This is a genomic window from Solibacillus silvestris (assembly GCF_051967575.1).
Classification (GTDB): domain Bacteria; phylum Bacillota; class Bacilli; order Bacillales_A; family Planococcaceae; genus Solibacillus; species Solibacillus silvestris_B.
Window position 1 is genome coordinate 1 of record NZ_JBQCJW010000011.1, and the last position, 20,655, is coordinate 20,655.

Genomic DNA, 20,655 nt, shown 5'->3' on the forward strand with positions numbered 1-20,655 from the left:
TACTCAAACTACTGAGTGAAAAAGAGTAGGAAAAAAGAAAGAAATAAGGCACCTTCCATTCAAAAACGAATGGAAAGTGCCTTATTTTTGTTTGAAAAACTAATTCATCGTAAAAAATGTAAGTTTTTCAGTGCCCTCTTATAAGGCTGCCTCTTTTTTCTATACCGGAATATTATGCTTTTGAATAAGCACTAACCGAATAGTTTATCACAATGAGGTGCAATCTTTTTTTCTTGTGTCATAGTACTGCTGCAATGCGTTAAATTGCTCACTTGAAAAGTCTTTTTGCCCTCGAATATACTTCTCGCGTAAATTATAAAAGCAAATTGTTAAATAATCCTCGTTGTGATGTCTTTTGTAAGGCATATAATCGGGAGGCACAGCAATTTCCGCAAAATAGCGCTCCATTTTATCAATGGCGCGAATGGTAATTTTGCGCGCCCGCATCTCTTTCAGGACGATGTCTGTGTAAATATATAAATCCTCTTTTGGATATTCGTAAATGTAATTGATTAATATGTGCCGATCTTCTTTAGCGAAAATGCTATTCAATTCCCGCCACTGAGCAAGAAGCTGGCTTTTCGGGATATATGGAATTAGTTTTGTGTGCCATAAACGCATAAAATTCACCTCAATGCGATATGAAAAAGAGCTAAAATTTTTTAGCTCTCTATTGAATATTCCTTCACTTTTTCTAATGCAATAAGAAAGGGTGGATCATTTTTTTGATTCATAAATTCATAGCGCAATACATGTACATATTTTTGCGGTAAATTGCTTACATAGCGAATGACTTCATCCCTCTCATCTTTTCCGCCTTCATGTCCGTGATAAACGACTAAAACAATGATGCCGCCGACTTTTAACAGGTTTAAAAGACTTTCAATGGCCTGAATTGTCGTATTCGGTTTTGTGACGATTTCATGGTTGCTGCCAGGCAGGTAGCCAAGATTGAATATAGCAGCGGCGACTTGTTTATTAATATATTTCGTCACATTTTCATGCCCGTCTTTCAATACGATGGCACGATGTTCCAACGCATTGTCAAGCAGGCGGTGAAGTGTTGCATCAACGGCTTGTTTTTGTATATCGAATGCATATACATAGCCGTCATCACCGACAAGATTTGCCAGAAAAAGTGTATCATGTCCATTGCCGGCTGTAGCGTCAACGGTAATATCGCCTTCTGAGACCGCCCTTTTCAACAATGTTTGTGCATATTGGATAACGCGCTCTATCATCATTTTGCCGGTTCCGCCTTATAATGCTTGCCTTGATATGAGCCGCGACGCTCTAGTTCTGCATCGATTCCGTTGAGCACTTCCCATTTGTTGACAGACCACATCGGGCCTATCATTAAATCGATCGGACCGTCTCCTGTAATACGATGGACAATCATTTCCGGGGGAATAATTTCGAGCTGATCCGCCACAAGTCGAATATAGGCGTCTTTTTCCATAAAATCCAGCATTCCTTTTTCGTACTGCTTTACGAGCGGTGTTCCTTTTAAGAGGTGCAGTAAATGAATTTTAATTCCTTGCACATCAAGCTTTGCCACTTCACGGGCTGTTTCCATCATCATATCGTAATCCTCTAACGGCAATCCGTTAATAATATGTGTAACAACACGGATGCCATGCTTGCGCAATTTATTGACACCTTCGACATAAGTTGCATAATCATGCGCGCGGTTAATTAAATTTGCTGTTTTTTCATGCACTGTCTGAAGCCCTAGCTCAACCCATAAATATGTGCGTTCGTTCAATTCAGCTAAATATTCGACTACATCATCAGGCAAGCAATCAGGACGGGTTGCAATTGACAGCCCCATAACCCCATCACAAGCAAGTGCCGCCTCAAACTTCTCTTTTAATACTTCAAGTGGAGCATGCGTATTTGTGTATGCTTGAAAGTAGGCCATTGTTAATCCATCTTTCCACTTGTTCTCCATCTTTTCTTTGATTTTTTCGAATTGCACCGGAATCGGATCTACTTTATCGCCGGCAAAGTCACCCGAACCTGCAGCCGAACAAAATGTACAGCCGCCAAAAGCTACTGTGCCATCTCGATTGGGACAATCAAAGCCAGCATCCAATGCGACTTTATAAACCTTTTTGCCAAATTCATTTCTTAAATAACGATTCCATGTATAATAACGTTTCCCATCAGACGGGAAAGGAAAATTCGTTTCTGTCATTCCTAGTTCACTCCTCTAACGTCTAATTCTAACATGGAGGCAACATCGTGTACTAATAGAAAATCTTTTTTCTTGTACATTTTCCTTTGAAGGAATAGACTTGTAAATTGAGCAAATGTTGAAGGGGGAAACTCTGTGCCGAAACAAGTTTGGTTTTTAATTATTGGCACGTTCGTAAATACGGTCGGAAATTCATTTTTATGGCCTCTAAACAGTATTTACATTCATGATCATTTAGGGAAATCTTTAACAACCGCAGGAATTGTTCTTATGCTGAATTCACTTGCGGGTGTTTTCGGTAATTTAGTCGGTGGCTATTTATTTGATAGAGTAGGCGGCTATAAAGCAATTTTAATAGGAGTTGTGCTTAATTTATTATCAATTTCCCTTTTGACGATATGGCATGACTGGCCTCAGTACATTATATTTTTGGCGATGATGGGCTTTAGTGGGGGAATCGTCTATCCGGCAATTTACGCGATTGCAGGGAGTGCGTGGCCTGAAGGTGGCCGACGTGCATTTAATGCGATCTTTTTGGCTAATAATGTTGGGGTTGCGATTGGACCGGCATTGGCAGGAATCGTTGCAGATATAAAATTCGATTATGTATTTAGTGCAAATTTATTTTTCTATGCCGTATTTTTTGTACTTGTGTTAACGACATATAGGCGCTTTGATGCGATTAGCATGACGACAAAGTCCCTTTCCAGCGACGATGCCAAAAGAAGAAATAAAGCACCGATTATTGCCATTAGTATATTAAGTATTTCTTTAGTCGTATGTTGGCTGAGCTATTCGCAGTGGAGTGCAACCATCTCCTCGTATACACAGGGATTGGGGATGAGCTTGTCACAATATAGCTTGCTTTGGACGATTAATGGCTTGATGATTGTAGCGGTCCAGCCGATAATTAAGCCGCTTGTCACTAGATGGGAAAAGAAAATTAAGCATCAGCTAGTATTAGGTTTAGTTTTAATGTCCATTTCCTGCATAATCATTTACTTTGCAGGAAGCTTTAAAATGTTTGCGGCAGCAATGGTCATATTAACATTCGGCGAAGTATTCTTTACACCGATTATTCCGATGATTGCCAATAAACTGGCGCCCCTTGGTCAACAAGGCTTTTATCAAGGTCTAGTGAATAGTGCAACAACTATCGGACGTATGATAGGTCCTGTATTTGGCGGTTTTATGGTCGATTTATATGGTATGCAGGCATTGATGATCATTTTATCGGCAGCGCTGATCATTGCCATTATTCCTTGTTTAATTTACGATCGTGCCCTGCAAAAAGCGCAATCATAAAACAGCCACTTGTGCTTTTGTGCCGAATTCGTTAAAATGAATGAAATAATAAATTTGACTGTGATGAGGAATAGTAGATGGTCCCACTTTTTAGAGAGCTGGCGGGTGGTGGAAGCCGGTAAGTGTCAAATCGAACTCGCCTCGGAGTTTGCTTTAGTGAAGTAATAGTAGCTAATGGCCGTGTTTTCGCGTTAAGAAATGAAGCTGAGTGCTGTGTCACTAATTTGGGTGGTACCGCGGGAGTAAAAATACCTCTCGTCCCTTCTTATCATAAGATGGGACGGGATTTTTTTATTTTTTAAATATTCTGTTAAATTTTCGAGAAGACGCCTAAAATACGGAAACCACAGCAAGAATAAATTTAAAGGAGGAGTTATTGTGAGTTTTAATCATCAGCAAATTGAAAAAAAGTGGCAAGCGTTTTGGGATGTCAATAAAACATTCAAAACCGAAAATGAAATGGATAAACCAAAGTTTTATGCATTGGATATGTTCCCGTATCCATCAGGTGCTGGTCTGCACGTAGGACATCCTGAAGGTTATACAGCAACTGATATTTTATCTCGTTTTAAACGTATGCAAGGGTATAATGTTCTTCATCCAATGGGTTGGGATGCATTCGGTTTACCTGCAGAGCAATATGCACTTGATACAGGGAATGACCCGGCTGAATTTACAGCAAAAAACATCGCTACATTTAAACGCCAAATTAACGAGCTAGGCTTCTCTTATGACTGGGATCGTGAAATTAACACAACAGACCCGTCATACTACAAATGGACGCAATGGATTTTCACTAAGTTAGTGGAAATGGATTTAGCATATGTAGATGAAGTGGCAGTAAACTGGTGTGAAGCATTAGGTACAGTACTTGCAAACGAAGAAGTAATCGACGGAGTTTCTGAGCGCGGTGGTCACCCGGTAGTACGTCGCCCGATGAAACAATGGGTACTGCGTATTACTAAATATGCAGACCGTCTTGTGGATGATCTAGAAGAAGTTGACTGGCCGGAATCGATTAAAGAAATGCAGCGTAACTGGATCGGCCGTTCTGAAGGCGCGCAAGTGAAATTCACAGTTGCCGGCACAGACAAAAACTTCGAAGTATTCACAACACGTCCGGATACATTATTTGGCGCGACATACTGTGTATTGGCACCAGAACATAAATTAGTAGCTGAAATTACTACAGCAGAACAAAAAGAAGCGGTAGAAGCATACCTGGAAAAAGTATCATTAAAATCGGATTTAGAACGTACAGACTTAGCAAAAGAAAAAACAGGTGTATTCACAGGTGCTTATGCAGTAAACCCGATCAACGGTAAACAAGTGCCGATCTGGATTGCGGATTATGTATTAGCAACATACGGAACTGGTGCAATTATGGCTGTTCCTGCACATGATGAGCGTGACTATGAATTCGCAAAAGAATTCAATTTAGAAATCATTCCGGTTCTTGAAGGCGGAGACATCGAAAATGAAGCATTCACAGGTGACGGTGCGCATATTAACTCGGACTTCCTAAACGGATTGAATAAAGCGGACGGCATTGCGAAGGCAATTGAATGGTTAGCGGAAAATGGTGTAGGGGAAAAGAAAATCACTTACCGTCTGCGCGACTGGTTATTCAGCCGTCAACGCTACTGGGGCGAACCAATTCCAGTAATTCACTGGGAAGATGGCACAATGACTACGATTCCTGTAGAAGAGCTTCCACTTGAGTTACCGAAAACAACAAACATCCGTCCTTCAGGTACAGGTGAATCACCACTTGCCAATATTGAAGAATGGGTGAATGTAGTTGATCCAGTAACAGGCAAAAAAGGCCGCCGTGAAACGAATACAATGCCGCAATGGGCTGGTTCATCATGGTACTTCCTGCGCTATATCGATCCGAAAAATGATCAGGCGCTTGCAGATCCAGAACTATTAAAACACTGGCTTCCAGTCGATATTTATATCGGTGGTGCAGAGCACGCGGTACTTCACTTACTGTACGCACGCTTCTGGCATAAAGTGCTTTATGATTTAGGTCTAGTTCATACGAAGGAACCGTTCCAAAAATTATTTAACCAAGGGATGATTCTAGGTGAAGGCAATGAAAAAATGTCTAAATCAAAAGGCAATGTTGTAAACCCCGATGACATTATCGCTTCACACGGTGCAGATACACTGCGTCTATACGAAATGTTCATGGGTCCGCTGGAAGCTTCTGTCGCATGGAGCACGAACGGTCTTGATGGGGCACGTCGTTTCCTAGATCGTATTTGGCGTCTATTCGTAACAGATGAAGGGAAGCTAGCTGCAAAAATCCAGGATTCTGCTGATACTACATTAGAAAAAGTGTATCACCAAACTGTGAAAAAAGTGACGGAAGACTATGAAGGCATCCGCTTCAACACAGCGATTTCACAAATGATGGTCTTCATTAATGATTGCTACAAAGCGGAAGTAATCCCGACAGAGTATGTAAAAGGCTTCGTTAAACTTTTATCACCAATCGCGCCGCATATTGCTGAAGAGCTTTGGGCGATTTTAGGGCATGAAGACACGATCACTTATGCGAAATGGCCAACATTCGATGAATCGAAACTAGTGGATGACGAAATTGAAATTGTTGTGCAAGTATTAGGTAAAGTGCGCGCGAAAGTGAATGTTGCAAAAGATATTTCAAAAGAGGAATTAGAAAAAGTAGCATTGGCGGACAGCAAAGTACAGGAATTTATCGAAGGAAAATCGGTTGTAAAAGTCATTGTCATTCCAGGCAAATTAGTGAATATCGTCATTAAATAAATATAAGGCAATGATGGGGGAGCGCTAAATATTTGATGGAGTATTGTTAGAAAAACACATTTTGCGCCAAATAGAGCAAAATGATGCCGTTTCTTATATAGATTTTCTTGAAAAACTTATCGTTTCATATCTCCGCAACCTAAAATTGCACTACATTTTCTATTAGGGAATGTAGTGCATTTTCTTTGTTTTTACAACTATTCCTGTTACCTAAAATTTGAAACTTTTGGGAAATGTGATATTATTTTGTAGTAAGCGTCGATTGCACGTTAAGAAGCGAAGTAGAAGGGAGGAAAATCAATGGATGATGCAGCGATTTTAATTATTGAAGATGATGCGGATATATTGGAAGTACTTTCTTTGTATGTTCAAAATGCAGGTTATCGCGTAATTAAGGCAAAATCATTAAAGGAAGGCAAGCAGCTTTTCGATATGCAAAAAATTGATTTAATGCTGATCGATATTAATTTGCCGGATGGGTCGGGCTACAATTTGGCGAAGGATATACGAATGCAATCCGAGGTGATCATTTTTTTCATAACCGCCAATGATACTGTTGATGATAAATTGCAAGGGTTTGAAGTAGGCGCAGATGATTATATTACGAAGCCATTTATCCCGAAAGAAGTCATCGCTCGCATTAAAGCACATTTAAATAGGAAAAAAGTACATAAAAAAAGGCAAATTGAAATAAATGATATCATCATCGATTTTGAAGAAAAAAGCGTTTATAAAGGCGGCGAACAGCTCCATTTATTTACTAAAGAAAAGCAAATCCTATTTTATCTTGTCGAGCATCGCAACCAAGTTTTAAGTGTCGAGCAAATTATAAATCATGTATGGGGCTATGATGAGATTGTCGATTTAAAGGCGGTCACTGTCCATATTAGCATGCTGCGGAAGAAAATCGAAACAAATCCGGCCAAGCCTCAATATATTCAAACTGTAAGAGGATTCGGCTATAAATTTGAAGTGAAATGAAAAGTCTGCTTAAATTCAAAGCAGACTTTTTCGTATTTAAAAAATAAAAATACGGCATATTTAGCTCATTTAAATAAATATTGGCGGAGAAACAGCGAGCTTTTCCAATAAATAATGGAAATCAAAGCTATCTTTATTGTCTCCGATTAAATCGATTAAATATTGTTCAATTTTATTTTTCGGCACTTCATACATATTTGGCAAATATGACAGCAATAGAGTGTCCGTTTTTCCGTTTGAGATGACACAAGTCTTCGAAAAGTCATGTGTATCGAGCTTTGTTAAAATCACTTCCAAGCTTGATTGAATGGGCATAATATGAGGAAAGATATAATTATTGTGAATCAAGCCTAAAAATACTTTGAAAAAATAGTCGTTTTTAAAATTTTCATCTACTAAAATCAATACATTTTCATGATACAAATCATTTTCGATTTGTTCATCAATTTTTTGCTGCATTAATTGCTCCATATATTGGACGACTTGTGTGTATTTCGTATCGTAAATGGCATTTTGCATCTTTAGTAAATTTAAAATCTGGTAGACAGGTATAAAAATTTTGGTGAAATACTCTGCCACTTTAAAATTATCGACAATCTTTAAGTATGTTTTCTTCGCGCTTTCTACATTTGCGCTTACTAATTCATTGTAAAACGTATTCAACAGCTCTGTTTTATCTTCTGTTTGGTGAGAAATCATTTTCAAAATCGTTATGTCATTATTGATCGAAATATGGAATGATGAATTCGTCTCCATACATTTCACGCGTGGAGATGTAGGGAATAGCGGATTTGCTTTCTCGATGATTCCATGAAGACCATCTGACAGGAGTACAATCGAGTTTTCAGGGTAAATCCCTATGAAATCAACAAATTTCGTTAATAAATCACCATTAAATTTATCCTCATCCCGGTACAGCAAACTAAATGCGTCAGCAGCACGCATCGCATCACGATAAGGCCGCTTCATCGTAATCGCTGAATAGACATCGACAATTTGCAGAAGCTCAAGCTCTGTCGTATAAAATGCCGGGACACTATCCGGGTAGCCTTCGCCATTCCGACGCTCATGATGGGATTTAGCAATATATGATAAATCAGATAATCCGATTTGGTTAAAAATGGCTTCACCATATAATGTATGGGCTTTCATTGTTTCAAATTCTTTTGCTGTCAGTCGGCCAGGCTTTTGCAAAAGCTGCTGAGGAATTTTCAATTTCCCGATATCATGCAACAAATAACCAATTGCAAGCTGCTCTACATGCTCAATATTTAAATGGCGGGCAAATAACGTGCCGATAATATAGGCATCAAAACAGTGCAAATAAGAATGGTAGTCCCATTTCTTGAGCTGCAGCAAATAATCGGCATATGTCGGATGGGCAACAATCGAGTACAAAGTTTTTTGCAAATAATCAATATTGGCTTCTTCTTTTAATAGTTGACCATAGCGAATTTCAATATCGAGCTCTGCTAAAATAGCATAGAAGTCGAATTTGTTTCCCGATTCATTGCGCGAGCTATCGGAAAAATTGAAAACCATACTTCCATCAGCGGGAGAATTTTCGATTGGCGTGTCAAAAGTAGGGAAATCTACAGAAATCACAGGCTTTTCTTTGTAATAAATGGATATGAATTGAACGCTTTTTTTTCTTAGTAGTTCAAGACCCTTTTCAGTTAAGATGCTGTCTTTTTTCATAAGCAATTGACGATCAAAAAAAATATCATGAGCAAGAACATCTCCAGGTTCCACATCCTGAATCAAAAGTTGTTCTATTTTTGACAATGGATACACCCCTTATAAGTAATCAGATTAAATACAATGCAAATACTATTATATGTCAAAGTTCTGTAATTTTGGATATTTTTTATCAAATATTCAAAAAAATCTGATGAAAAAGTACTTTGTTTTTTGGGAAAATAAAGAGGAAACCTGGTATAAAGGATTTATAACATTTTCATAGTGGAAACGAAATACAGGCATTTTATTTGGGTATTTAGTTTGGGATCTAATAAACAAATAAATTTATGAAACCTTTTCCGGCAGAAAAAATACTCCATTTGAAGAAAAGCTCGTACAAGTAATACCGGTGAATATTACGCAGAAATTATATAATTCAAGCAATCAATTTAAAATCCATTTCGTGACAACATACGAACAGGCCGCTTTTTTAGCGAGAAATGAGCCGTATTTAACATTTGAAACGGCTGAGCAAAATTTTCTGGTGCCAAATGCAAATTTAACGATTGGCGAACGTATTGAAATAGATGATTCCGTGTATTATGCGATGGAAATTCATGCGACAGGCTCAAAATCGGAGTGGCAAGACATTCCGCAGTCGTTTACAAAACTAGTTATATTGCTGGAAGAGCAGCCATTAATGACAATGAATATCGGCCAAATAGCATTTGATGGCGATGCGGGACTTACAATCGACGAAATTCCGAGCGAAAAATTGCAGCAAGCCGCTCAATTGTTGCATGACAGTCAAAAATAACTATTCAGTCATAGCGGTTTCTATGCAATACTAGAATAGTAAATGACATCATTTAAAGACTTATGAAGAAAGAAGTGTAGTAATATGGCACAAGCATCGCATTCAGTACAAATTCCAGTAAGCCAGGAGAAGGTTTGGGCATTCGTCAGTAAAATCGAAAAATGGGCAGTATTGGTTCCTGCATATAAAGGGCATAAGGAAGTGGACGCACAAACTTCGCACTGGACATTCGAAGGAAACTTTAAAGGCTTATCGAAAAAAGTGGAATTGGAAATTAAGATCGTGGAAATGATCGAGCCATCAACGATTAGATTTGAAATTAAAGGACTGTCGGATAATTTCAAAGGCGGCGGCGAATTCAAAGCTGAGCCAAAAGATGGCGGTACATATATGACAGGCACGGTGGAAATTGCGGCGGGCGGTTTTTCAGGGGCGGTGTTAAATCCGGCGATTAAAATGTTATTGCCGAAAGTAACAACACGCCTCACGGAAAAAATTGCACGTCATATTCAAGCCTAGCAAAACTAACCCACTGGGAAAACCGTTTCCAGTGGGTTTTTTTATGTTATGGGTATGATAGATTTTAGCATCGTGATAACTTTGCAAGAAAGTATTATCCCTGTCCAGGCAAACTGCGGTTATTTCATTTTAATTTAATCTTCTTGCTAGTATTGGGCAAAATTCCAATTTACTAATAGAGATCCTGGCTCTTAATTAAGGGAATAAAAAATAATTAAACGGAGATTTTCCGGCTATTTGTGCAATAAGGCACGTTTCAAGGGAAATAAGCGGAGATTTTCCGGTTATCCAAAGAAAAACTATCCATTTTCATGTTTTTTAGGTCAATAAACGGAATTTTTCCGTCTATTTAGATCATTTTTGATTGTATTTTCTAATTAAGCGGAATTTCTCCGTCTATTGATTAGCGTTTGCATTTAAACTCGTCTCGTAACCAGTAACAGCGGATCCCCCTTCATCCCAGAAGCAGATTTGCTTGAAAACTTATGATAAATATCACATGGAACATATGACAACTTCTTCTATAGCAATTACCTTCAGTTCTTTATAATAGTGATAAGAAAGAGGTGGTTTTATGGCACAAATCATGGTGGAACAAAGCGGGTATAGCACGAAGGAAGAGTTTTGGAACGGAATGACACATGGGATTGCCGCATTATTGACGATTCCGGCCACATTGCTGTTAGTGGATAAAGCACAAAATCATGGCTCGGCAATTGAGCTCATTAGCTATGTTATTTTTGGAATATCAATGTTTTGCTTATATTTTGCCTCAACGATGTATCATGCATGGCCAACACATAAAACATTTCTGAAAAAGCTTGATCACAGCTCTATCTTCTTATTGATTGCCGGAACATACACACCCGTTGTATTAGTTGCTATTGGCGGGAAATTAGGCTGGACCATTTTCGCGATACAATGGACATTGGCGTTAGCCGGCATTGTATTAAAACAATTTTTCGTTTACCGTTTTAAATTATTATCGCTTCTCGTATATATCGGCATGGGCTGGATCATTATTTTTGTCGCAAAGCCGTTGTTTGGCCATATTGGAACAGCAGGTTTTGCTGCATTATTAATCGGGGGCCTTTGCTATACTGTCGGCACATATTTCTATAAAAATAACCGCATTCCGTACAATCACGCAATTTGGCATTTATTCGTAATGGGCGGTAGCGTAGCGATGTTTTTGGCAATTTACTTATATGTATAAAAAAGAGTCAATTCCGGCATATGGAATTGACTCTTTATATTCATTCAGCATATGTTACGGATACGTGCTGAATTGGCGGAAATCCCGGATTGTTATGGGCAATCTGAAGGATAAGCCAAAAATCCGGACCCGATTATGATAACGGTAATTTGATTAAATGCTAGCCGTAAACTTTTCAATCAAATCTTGCAAGTAATCGTCATAATGTTCTTCGTTGCGTTTTTTCATCTCATCTAAAACTTGATTTAAAAACGCTTTGTTATCCATAAATTGGTCGGGCAATGTTTCGTACAGAAGCTGATGATGGTAATTTTCCTGATCCAGATAAAGTTCGAAATAGTAGCCCAACTTATCCTCTTCATTGAAAAGATGCATCATGCATTCCACTTCATAACATTGCATAATAAAATCATGTTTGAACCCGATTTGGACAGTAAATGCAATATGTCCGCCTTCGGAATCTATTTTAAAAGGACTTATTTTTGATATGATTTGATTTTGATGCGTAAGCCAGTATAGCTGGTTTGCTTGGCGGTTTGTCGTGAAGCTGGTAATTCCTTTTGCTGCGTTTTCCATTAAAAAATGTTTGGCCAGTTTTGCTTGTATCGCTTCTTCAATTGATTCTGAAGTGGCGATTTTGTCAAGTTGCTGACATACCGCCTGTAAAAGTGCGGGACTTTTTTGCAAATGCTCAATAATTTTTTTCAGCTGCATTGGAAAAACATTCGGTATATTTACTAAATCGACGGCAAGTGTCATTCCAACCCCTTGTTTATTCAATCCGAGAATTAATTTTAAAGGGACGCTTTTTGCATAGAAATCATTTTTTTCAACATAGCAGAAAGCCCGAATTGAAAACGTAAATTCATCTTTGTTGCTATCATTTATTTTTTTGCAAGATAAATGAGTTTGCATAAGCTCATCTGATGCTAAATAAAGCATTGTTTGTTTTGTTTCAGAATTATGCATCGTGCAGTATCCTCCTGAGTGTACGTACCTTTTATGATACTAGGGAATGATTAGGAGTTCTAGTATTTTCCTGTGAAAATTAGTAACTTTCGCTTTGTGCAGCACTCATTCCCGCAATCCGTCCGGTAACGAGCGCAGATGTAATATTATAACCACCAGTATAACCGTGAATATCCAAAATTTCACCACAGAAATAAAGTCCTCGTTTTTTCTTGGAAGCCATCGTTTTTGGCTCGATTTCTTTTACGGAAACACCGCCGCCTGTGACGAATGCTTTTTCGATCGGTTGTGTACCATGAACATCCATCGTAAATGCGACAAGCTCGCGTGCAAAGTTCCGGATTTTCTCTTGCGATAATTCAATTCCTGTCAATATGGGATCAATCCCTGCACGCTCCATCAAAAATAAGAGCCAACGTTCAGGCACAAGCGACTTCCACAAGTTTTTCACTGCTTTTTTCGGTTCTTCTTTAATCATTTTATTCAACATTTGGAAGCATGTTTCTTCATTGTAGTTTGGCAATGATTGAATGCGTACTTGCACCGGGGCACTGCCGGTTTTTAGCTGCTCTTTGACGATGAATTGACTGCAGCGTAATATTGCAGGCCCGCTTAAGCCGAAATGTGTAAATAACATATCCATTTGATGTGTTACGAGCACCTTCCCTTTTTTATTCAGGACGGATACCGCAACATCGCGCAATGCCAGTCCTTGCAGTTCGCGGGATTGGATAAATGGTTCCTTTGATGTGACAGGCACTTCTGTTGGATATAATGCTGTTACTGTATGGCCGGCACGCTCTGCCCATGGATAGCCGTCCCCGGTAGAGCCTGTTTGTGGAACGGCTTTACCGCCAACTGCCACAACAACAGCTTTTGTACGTATTTCCTCCCCGTTTTCCAATCGAACACCGTAAATTTGTTCATCATCCATCAATAATTTATTGACGGCTGTGTGCAAACGTATTTCCACGTTTAGACGTCTCATTTCGTTTACGAGAGCATCAACGACATCTTGTGCACGATCAGATACAGGAAACATGCGGCCATGGTCTTCTTCTTTCAGCGGTACGCCAAGCCCTTCAAAAAATGCGATAATATCTTCATTGTTGTAAACGGTAAAAGGGCTATACAAAAAACGCCCATTGCCGGGAATATGCTTAATAATTTCTTCCGCTGACAAACGGTTTGTTACGTTGCAGCGCCCCCCGCCTGAAATTGCGAGCTTTTTGCCGAGCTTTGAGCCTTTTTCAAGCAGCAGCACCTTTTTATTTTTCTCGGCTGCGGCAATCGCTGCCATCAATCCTGATGGGCCGCCTCCAATAATAATGACATCAAACATATAATAATTTCTCACTTTCTTTAACTAAAATTTTCTTTTCAACGGATTTTTTCTATTCCTTATTATACATGAAATGAAGAAACTATTTGAGTAAATGGTCTTTCACATGTAAACTTGTAAAAGGAAATGTCGGGGAACTTTTTCGTCTCAGTCCCGTCACAAGTAGAAGTAAAATAATGTAAAAACATTCCTGGTTACCAATGGAGGAAAATAATCTGATTTGGTATAAAACGCGAATTTTCATATAGAAACGGTAGGTTATTTCATGTCTTCATTAATGAAAGGAACAGCCATTTTAACGATTGGTTTGTTTCTATCGAAGCTTTTAGGGTTAATTTATATTTTCCCGTTTTACGCCATTGTAGGCGAAGAGAACATTGTTTTGTACAACTATGCCTACATTCCATATAACATAATGTTAAGTATTGCCATCGCAGGACTGCCAATCGCTGTATCAAAGTTCGTTTCGAAGTATAATGCGCTTGGAGATTATGATGCGGGGCGGCGCTTAGTAAAAACAGGTGCCCTGCTTATGACGCTTACAGGAGTTGCGGCGTTTATTTTGATGAATTTGCTTGCAGAGCCAATTGCCAATATCGTCATTGTGGATGAGGAACAGGCATTTTCGGTCGAGCAAATTGCCAATGTCATTAAATGGGTAAGCTATGCACTCATTGTCGTGCCGTTCATGAGTTTAGTGCGCGGGTATTTGCAAGGGTACGGGCATTATTTGCCGACATCTGTATCTCAGTTAATCGAGCAGCTTATAAGAATAGTCTTTTTATTGGGCGGCGCATTTATCGTCGTCAATGTATTTGATGGGAGTATCATTACGGCAATTAATTTATCGGTATTTGCGGCATTCATTGGGGCAATCGGCGGGCTTGTTACGCTATTTTACTTTTGGAAGAAACTGCGGCCTGAAATTAAAGCTGTTCAAGTTATCGCTCCGAAGCAGTATCAGCTGCCATATACAACGATGTATAAGGAAATTTTCAAATATTCGATTCCAGTTGTATTCGTCGGACTTGGAAGCTCGTTATTCCAGCTTGTCGATATGCTGACATTCAACAGAGCGATGATCGCCAGTGGAATATCAGCTGAAATTACCGATACTTATTTCACGATGCTAAACCTGTTGACACAAAAAATCGTCATGATCCCAGTCGTTTTAGCGACAGGCTTTTCAATGGCAATTATTCCGACTGTCACGAAATTTTTCACGGAAGGAAATTTACAGCAAGTGCACAATGCGATGGATAAGACATATCAAGTGCTGCTATTCATCACCGTGCCTGCTGCTATCGGAATTTCGATTTTGGCGGATGACTTATACCATTTCTTCTATTCATACAGTGAAATGGGGACACAGGTGTTGAGCCATTATGCACCGCTTGCGATTTTCTTTGCGCTATTCACCGTAACAGCCGCGATACTGCAAGGTGTAGATTATCAAAAATGGGTCGTATTCAGTCTATTGGCAGGCTTGTTCGTGAAAACGATTTTAAACACGCCGCTTATCCATCTCATGTCAGTGGATGGCGCAATTTTAGCTACGGCGCTTGGCTATATTACTACAATTGTCATTAATATTTATGTAATCCATAAAGTGACGAACTACAAAGCGAAAGTTGCATTGCGCCGTATTTTATTGATTATTCTTTTAACAGTGTTAATGGCCTGCGCTGTTTTGTTGACACATATGGCGTTGACAGCGATCGCTCCAGCAACATCCAAGCTATTGGCATTAATTTATGCAATGGTTTGTGCAGCGGTAGGGGTAGTTATATACGGAACGATTTCGTATAAATTAGGATTGGCGCAGCTATTATTAGGGGATAAGCTAACAAAAATTGCACGAAAATTGCGTTTGGTAAAATAAAAAATACGAAAGCGATTACGCCAAGGCATAGTTGATTGGAGGGCATTATGCGATTAGATAAATTATTGGCAAATATGGGCTACGGCTCGCGAAAAGAAGTAAAGCAATTATTAAAGCAAAAGGCGGTAACCGTGGATGGCATGACAGTAAAAGACTCGGCGATGCATGTCGACCCCGAAAAACAAAATATTTCTGTTTTAGGGGAGCGTATCGAATATGTGGAATTTATATATTTAATGATGAATAAACCGCCCGGTGTCATATCCGCGACAGAAGACCGCTATGATCAGACAGTGATTGATTTGTTGGATCCTTCTTTTCAACATTTTGAGCCGTTTCCTGTAGGGCGGCTTGACAAAGATACAGAAGGATTGCTGCTCATTACAAATGACGGCAAATTAGCACATAATTTATTGTCCCCGAAAAAGCATGTGCCAAAATGGTATTATGCGAAAATCGATGGAGTTGTGACAGAGCATGATATCGAGGTTTTTGCACAAGGGGTAACATTGGATGACGGATACAAGACGAAGCCTGGTCAATTAAAAATATTAGTTTCCGATGAACAATCCGAAATCGAGCTGATGATCCAGGAAGGTAAATTCCATCAAGTGAAGCGCATGTTTGAGGCAGTTGGCAAAAAGGTGACATATTTAAAACGGATATCGATGGGACCGCTGCAAATAGACGAACAGTTGGCATTAGGCGAATATCGGGAGCTTACAGAACAGGAACTTGCTCTTTTGGCAGCACATGAATAAGGAAAAAGCGAATGCCCCGACGAAAAGGCATTCGCTTTTTTTAGTTCTGCGTGTCAAGAACTAAGTGGGCGTTTCGCTAAATCGCAACGTCCAAAATATTGCATTGTGTAACTGATCGACACCTTAAGTTATGTTGGGACAAATTAGTCCTTTCTCACAAAATAAGAATCAGCCGCTTTCAAAAATTCTAAGATGTCATTTTTACTTTTTTCTTCGTCGTTGTCCATTTACCTCGACTTGGGCTCATTACCAAGTCATTGAAGGCTAACACATTCAAATCTCTTTGAATGGTGCGAGGAGTGATGTTAAACTCTTCGACTAAATCCTGTGTAGTCACTTCTCCTTTATTGAGGATAAACATATACACGTCTTTAATACGATTAAGCATTCTATCAGTAGTTGGTTTCATATCCAAAAACCACTCCTTCGATCTTAAATTCTCATGGCATAAGACTAGCGGACGACAAAATATGTGCGGAGTGCACTTAGGCTTTAAATGTTTGCCTTAGACATCCCCTTTTCTGAAAGTTTTGCCAGAATAAATGTTCTGACACATACATTATAGCGAAAAATTAAATGAATTTCCATAATAGACATGCATTTATTGATAACTTTACAGAAAATTCATATATTTAATATTACTAGTAAAGATAGTTAATAATGATTATTCGATACAATAGAGGCGATTTCCTTTAAATGTTATTATCCATCATATGATGACAGCTAAAACAATTAAAACTAAATTGTATATTGTATTTTCGATTAGAAGGAGTACAATAACGATATTAAAAAAATGAGGTGTGTTTATGGATTGGCTACAAATGGCGCATGTAAGAAAGCAGGAATTGATCGAGGAATTGCAGCAATTGATCCAAATCGAAAGTGTGAAAGATGAAAGAAACTTTTCTGATTTAATGCCTTTTGGCGCTGGTCCGAAAGCGGCTCTGGATTTCATGCTTCAAAAAGGGGCAGCCCAAGGAATGAAAACAAAAAATATTGACCAAATGGCGGGACATATTGAAATGGGGCAAGGTGAGGAAATTGTCGGGGTATTATGCCATGTTGATGTTGTTCCTGCAGGGAATCTTCAAAGCTGGACATATCCTCCTTTTGAAGGGCATGTTGTGGACGGCAAATTATTTGGTCGCGGCGCCATTGATGATAAAGGACCGACAATTGCGGCATGGTTGGCGATGAAGATGATTCATGATGCGGACATACCTTTGAAAAAACGTGTTCGAATGATTATCGGGACAGACGAAGAAAGCGGTTTTCGATGTGTGGACCGTTATTTTGAAAAAGAAGAAATGCCGACAATCGGTTTTGCGCCGGATGCGGATTTCCCTTTAATCAATGCTGAAAAGGGAATTGCCCACCTCATTTTTTCCGGAAAAGAAAAAAGAGCATCCGATGAGCAGCTCATTTCATTCCACGCTGGAAAAAGAATCAACATGGTGCCGGATGAGGCGACTGCTACTTTAAAATATGCCGACTCCTGCGCAAATGAGAATTTTCAGAAATATTTAACGGAAAATAATGTTGAAGGCACATACACTGAAACGGAAAATGGGATTATAATAGTTGTTAAAGGAAAATCAGCCCATGCAATGGAACCGGAGAAAGGCCGAAATGCAGCGGTTTATTTAGCGGAATTTCTGCAAAATACCGTAATAACAAAGCAAAGTAAAACTTTTGTTGATTTTATCGTGAAACTTTTTGGCAATGACCATTATGGCACTGCATTGCAATTCCATTTTGAAGATGAAATGTCAGGACCGACAACATTGAATCCCGGGATTGTCGCATTTGATGAATGTGGTGCATCAATTGAAATTAGTATGCGCTATTCCGTAACCTATCCTTTTGAAGAAAAAATAACGAAAGCTCAAATGTTATTGCAGCAAGAGGCATTTACGCTGGATGTGGCGAGCAACTCCATTCCGCATTATGTAGGCGAGGATGATGAGCTTGTTCATACATTATTGCAAGTGTACCGCAAATACAGCAATGATTATTCGAAGCCATTGTCAACTGGCGGCGGGACATATGCGCGCGTTATGGAAAAGGGAGTGGCATTCGGGATGCTATTTCCTGGTGAACCGGATGTTGCTCATCAAGCAGATGAATTTGTCGATATAGAAAACCTGATAAAAGCGACCGCGATTTATGCAGAAGCAATCGTAAAATTGGCAACAAACTAATAAAAAAGGTGGTATATGAGATGAGCTATAGTTTATGGAATGACCAAATTGTAAAAGATGAGGAAGTAATCGTCGATAAGGAAGACCGTGGTTACCAATTCGGTGACGGTGTATATGAAGTTGTGAAAGTGTATAATGGGGAGCTGTTTACAGCGACAGAGCATATTGACCGTTTTTATGACAGCGCTGAAAAAATCCGTATTGCAATTCCTTACACAAAAGACAAACTGCATCAATTGTTGCATCAATTAGTGGAAGCGAACAATATTGATACAGGACATGTATATTTCCAAATTACACGCGGTGCGGGTCCTCGTAATCATCTTTTCCCTAGTGATGCTGTAAAACCAGTATTAACGGGAAATGCAAAGGAAAATCCGCGCCCGTACGAAAATTTCGAAAAAGGCGTGAAGGCGACATTTGTGGAAGATATTCGCTGGCTGCGATGTGATATTAAATCATTGAATTTGCTAGGTGCGGTATTGGCAAAGCAAGAAGCATTTGAAAAAGGGTGCTATGAAGCAATTTTGCATCGCGGCGATGTCGTTACAGAGGGCTCTTCGTCCAATATTTACGGCATTAAAGAGGGTGTGCTTTATACACATCCAGCGAACAATTTAATTTTAAATGGCATTACGCGACAAGTGATCATTAAATGCGCAGGTGAAATCGGTCTGTCTGTAAGCGAAAAACCGATGACAAAAGAGCAACTGCTCGCGATGGAAGAAGTAATTGTATCATCAACGACTTCAGAAGTGACACCGATTGTCGAAGTGGATGGAACAGTGATCGGCAATGGAGCACCAGGGGAATGGACACGTAAATTACAAGCGCAATTCGAAACGAAAATTCCTAAAGGGATAGGTGCATAATTCATAAATACAATAAATTAGCGTATTGCTTATTTGCAATGCGCTATTTTTTTTTGCCGATAACCTGTAAAATACAAAGTAAAAACAATTAGGCATGAATTTAGGGAGAAGATAAAATGGCTCAGTTAGTAAAACTTCAAGATTATATTTCGCGCTATGAAATCGATTTAGCGCGCTATCCGACACAGTTTATTCGTTTAAAGCAAAACCATTGGGACCGTATAAAGCATCAATGGCAAACAGGTGACATGATTGAACGGTGGGAACATTTGGATGAAGAAGATGTGCAGGAAGAAAAGAAAACATCTCTATTTCAAAAAATCTTTCCATTTAAAAAAGAGAAGCTTGAAGAAGAACAAGAACAAGAAGATATCGAGAAGGTGGTGATCACAAATGATTGGGCTGTCGACAATGATGAAATTCATGAAGAAGACACAACCTTATTATTTGAACCGAATCTCGTATATACACCACACACACTGGAAGAATTGAAGAAAATGTTCGTCGATCAGTTTTTCCATTTTCAAATGAAATGGGCAAGCTCGACATTGCGCGAAAAATCCTATGTTGATCCAAAGTTTATGCGGGATACTTTATTGCGCGCGATGCTGCAAACATTGCCTGATAATTATTTAATATTTTATTATCCGATTATACGCGTGAAAAAAGCCCCGATCGAGTTGGACATTATTATACTAACGCCGACAGAGTGTTTATGCGTTACCGTATTGGAGCAGGAGGAACAAGCGGTGTTCATCGCAAACAGTGAGCGTTTTTGGCTTAAAAAAGTCGGGAAAAATGAAAAAAAGGTGTTAAGCCCTTTAATTCAATTAAACAGAATGGAAAAAGTCGTAGAGCAAATCTTTACCCAAAACAATATCGAATTGCCAATCCGCAAAATACTGCTTACACGAAACGGCTATATTGATTACCCAGGGACAATGTACGGCATTTCGTTTGTCGATAAGCGAAAATTCCCCGAATGGATGAACTATTTAAAACGCTCTGTTTCCCCGATGAAGCATATGCAAATTCGCGCAGCACAAACGATTTTGAATACGGTCCAGACAACTTCCTTCCATCGCGATATTTGGAATACAGAGGATAAGGAAGTTTAATG

General features: G+C 39.1%; 18 protein-coding genes and 1 other annotated feature. Of the genes, 11 read left to right on the forward strand and 7 right to left on the reverse strand.

Annotation, left to right across the window (positions count from 1 at the left end):
• Positions 1 to 207: 207 nt before the first annotated feature.
• Genes ACTHOQ_RS09110 through mnmL form a run of 3 tightly spaced genes read right to left on the reverse strand, consistent with a single transcriptional unit; the run spans position 208 to position 2,197 of the window.
• Positions 208 to 621 (reverse strand): pyrimidine dimer DNA glycosylase/endonuclease V, encoded by a 414-nt coding sequence (locus ACTHOQ_RS09110; protein WP_440495636.1) that lies wholly within the window; start codon positions 619 to 621, stop codon positions 208 to 210.
• A gap of 41 nt (positions 622 to 662) precedes the next feature.
• Positions 663 to 1,244: a tRNA 5-(aminomethyl)-2-thiouridylate-methyltransferase MnmM gene (gene mnmM / locus ACTHOQ_RS09115; RefSeq protein WP_440495637.1), complete on the reverse strand. Its 582-nt coding sequence runs from the start codon at positions 1,242 to 1,244 to the stop codon at positions 663 to 665.
• Positions 1,241 to 2,197, reverse strand: coding sequence for a tRNA modification radical SAM protein MnmL/YtqA (gene mnmL / locus ACTHOQ_RS09120; protein ID WP_440495638.1), 957 nt, complete (start codon positions 2,195 to 2,197; stop codon positions 1,241 to 1,243). Before mnmL ends, mnmM begins: the two co-directional genes overlap by 4 nt.
• Before the next feature lie 135 nt (positions 2,198 to 2,332).
• Between mnmL and ACTHOQ_RS09125 the strand changes: the two genes are divergently transcribed.
• The 3 genes from ACTHOQ_RS09125 to ACTHOQ_RS09135 all read left to right on the forward strand — a co-directional run bounded on the left by ACTHOQ_RS09125 (position 2,333) and on the right by ACTHOQ_RS09135 (position 7,276).
• A complete protein-coding gene (locus ACTHOQ_RS09125; protein ID WP_440495640.1) occupies positions 2,333 to 3,502 on the forward strand; it encodes an MDR family MFS transporter in 1,170 nt (389 codons plus the stop codon).
• Between the two features lie 51 nt (positions 3,503 to 3,553).
• Positions 3,554 to 3,768: a binding site (T-box leader), on the forward strand.
• A gap of 112 nt (positions 3,769 to 3,880) precedes the next feature.
• Positions 3,881 to 6,295 (forward strand): leucine--tRNA ligase, encoded by a 2,415-nt coding sequence (leuS, locus tag ACTHOQ_RS09130; protein WP_440495642.1) that lies wholly within the window; start codon positions 3,881 to 3,883, stop codon positions 6,293 to 6,295.
• A 300-nt stretch (positions 6,296 to 6,595) separates the two neighbouring features.
• Entirely contained in the window at positions 6,596 to 7,276 is a 681-nt protein-coding gene (locus tag ACTHOQ_RS09135; protein WP_440495644.1) for a response regulator transcription factor, read from the forward strand.
• Positions 7,277 to 7,345: 69 nt separating this feature from the next.
• Here ACTHOQ_RS09135 and ACTHOQ_RS09140 read toward each other — a convergent pair whose 3' ends face one another.
• Positions 7,346 to 9,061, reverse strand: a complete 1,716-nt coding sequence (locus ACTHOQ_RS09140; protein WP_440495646.1) for an HD-GYP domain-containing protein — start codon at positions 9,059 to 9,061, stop codon at positions 7,346 to 7,348.
• 304 nt (positions 9,062 to 9,365) lie between these two features.
• Between ACTHOQ_RS09140 and ACTHOQ_RS09145 the strand changes: the two genes are divergently transcribed.
• The 3 genes from ACTHOQ_RS09145 to trhA all read left to right on the forward strand — a co-directional run bounded on the left by ACTHOQ_RS09145 (position 9,366) and on the right by trhA (position 11,508).
• A complete protein-coding gene (locus ACTHOQ_RS09145; protein ID WP_440495648.1) occupies positions 9,366 to 9,773 on the forward strand; it encodes a hypothetical protein in 408 nt (135 codons plus the stop codon).
• An 84-nt stretch (positions 9,774 to 9,857) separates the two neighbouring features.
• Positions 9,858 to 10,292, forward strand: a complete 435-nt coding sequence (locus ACTHOQ_RS09150) for an SRPBCC family protein (protein ID WP_440495650.1) — start codon at positions 9,858 to 9,860, stop codon at positions 10,290 to 10,292.
• Between the two features lie 574 nt (positions 10,293 to 10,866).
• Positions 10,867 to 11,508: a PAQR family membrane homeostasis protein TrhA gene (gene trhA, locus ACTHOQ_RS09155; protein WP_440495651.1), complete on the forward strand. Its 642-nt coding sequence runs from the start codon at positions 10,867 to 10,869 to the stop codon at positions 11,506 to 11,508.
• 153 nt (positions 11,509 to 11,661) lie between these two features.
• Here the strand turns inward: trhA and ACTHOQ_RS09160 are convergent, their stop codons facing one another.
• Both ACTHOQ_RS09160 and ACTHOQ_RS09165 read right to left on the reverse strand, forming a co-directional pair.
• Positions 11,662 to 12,477 carry a cysteine methyltransferase gene (locus tag ACTHOQ_RS09160; protein WP_440495652.1) on the reverse strand — a complete coding sequence of 272 codons (816 nt, stop codon included), beginning with the start codon at positions 12,475 to 12,477 and terminating at the stop codon, positions 11,662 to 11,664.
• A 79-nt stretch (positions 12,478 to 12,556) separates the two neighbouring features.
• A complete protein-coding gene (locus ACTHOQ_RS09165) occupies positions 12,557 to 13,819 on the reverse strand; it encodes a BaiN/RdsA family NAD(P)/FAD-dependent oxidoreductase (RefSeq protein ID WP_440495653.1) in 1,263 nt (420 codons plus the stop codon).
• A gap of 265 nt (positions 13,820 to 14,084) precedes the next feature.
• Between ACTHOQ_RS09165 and ACTHOQ_RS09170 the strand changes: the two genes are divergently transcribed.
• Positions 14,085 to 15,701 carry a putative polysaccharide biosynthesis protein gene (locus ACTHOQ_RS09170; RefSeq protein ID WP_440495655.1) on the forward strand — a complete coding sequence of 539 codons (1,617 nt, stop codon included), beginning with the start codon at positions 14,085 to 14,087 and terminating at the stop codon, positions 15,699 to 15,701.
• Positions 15,702 to 15,748: 47 nt separating this feature from the next.
• Positions 15,749 to 16,462: a pseudouridine synthase gene (locus ACTHOQ_RS09175; protein WP_440495656.1), complete on the forward strand. Its 714-nt coding sequence runs from the start codon at positions 15,749 to 15,751 to the stop codon at positions 16,460 to 16,462.
• 187 nt (positions 16,463 to 16,649) lie between these two features.
• Here the strand turns inward: ACTHOQ_RS09175 and ACTHOQ_RS09180 are convergent, their stop codons facing one another.
• On the reverse strand, positions 16,650 to 16,871 hold the full coding sequence (locus tag ACTHOQ_RS09180) for a DeoR family transcriptional regulator (RefSeq protein WP_008408196.1): 222 nt from the start codon (positions 16,869 to 16,871) through the stop codon (positions 16,650 to 16,652).
• Between the two features lie 397 nt (positions 16,872 to 17,268).
• Here ACTHOQ_RS09180 and pepV point away from each other — a divergent pair, with 397 nt between their 5' ends.
• From pepV to ACTHOQ_RS09195, 3 genes are all read left to right on the forward strand, one after another.
• A complete protein-coding gene (pepV, locus tag ACTHOQ_RS09185) occupies positions 17,269 to 18,663 on the forward strand; it encodes a dipeptidase PepV (RefSeq protein ID WP_440495658.1) in 1,395 nt (464 codons plus the stop codon).
• A gap of 20 nt (positions 18,664 to 18,683) precedes the next feature.
• Complete coding sequence (gene dat / locus ACTHOQ_RS09190; protein ID WP_440495659.1) at positions 18,684 to 19,535, forward strand: D-amino-acid transaminase; 852 nt, start codon at positions 18,684 to 18,686, stop codon at positions 19,533 to 19,535.
• 116 nt (positions 19,536 to 19,651) lie between these two features.
• Positions 19,652 to 20,653: a nuclease-related domain-containing protein gene (locus ACTHOQ_RS09195; protein ID WP_440495660.1), complete on the forward strand. Its 1,002-nt coding sequence runs from the start codon at positions 19,652 to 19,654 to the stop codon at positions 20,651 to 20,653.
• Positions 20,654 to 20,655 lie beyond the last annotated feature (2 nt).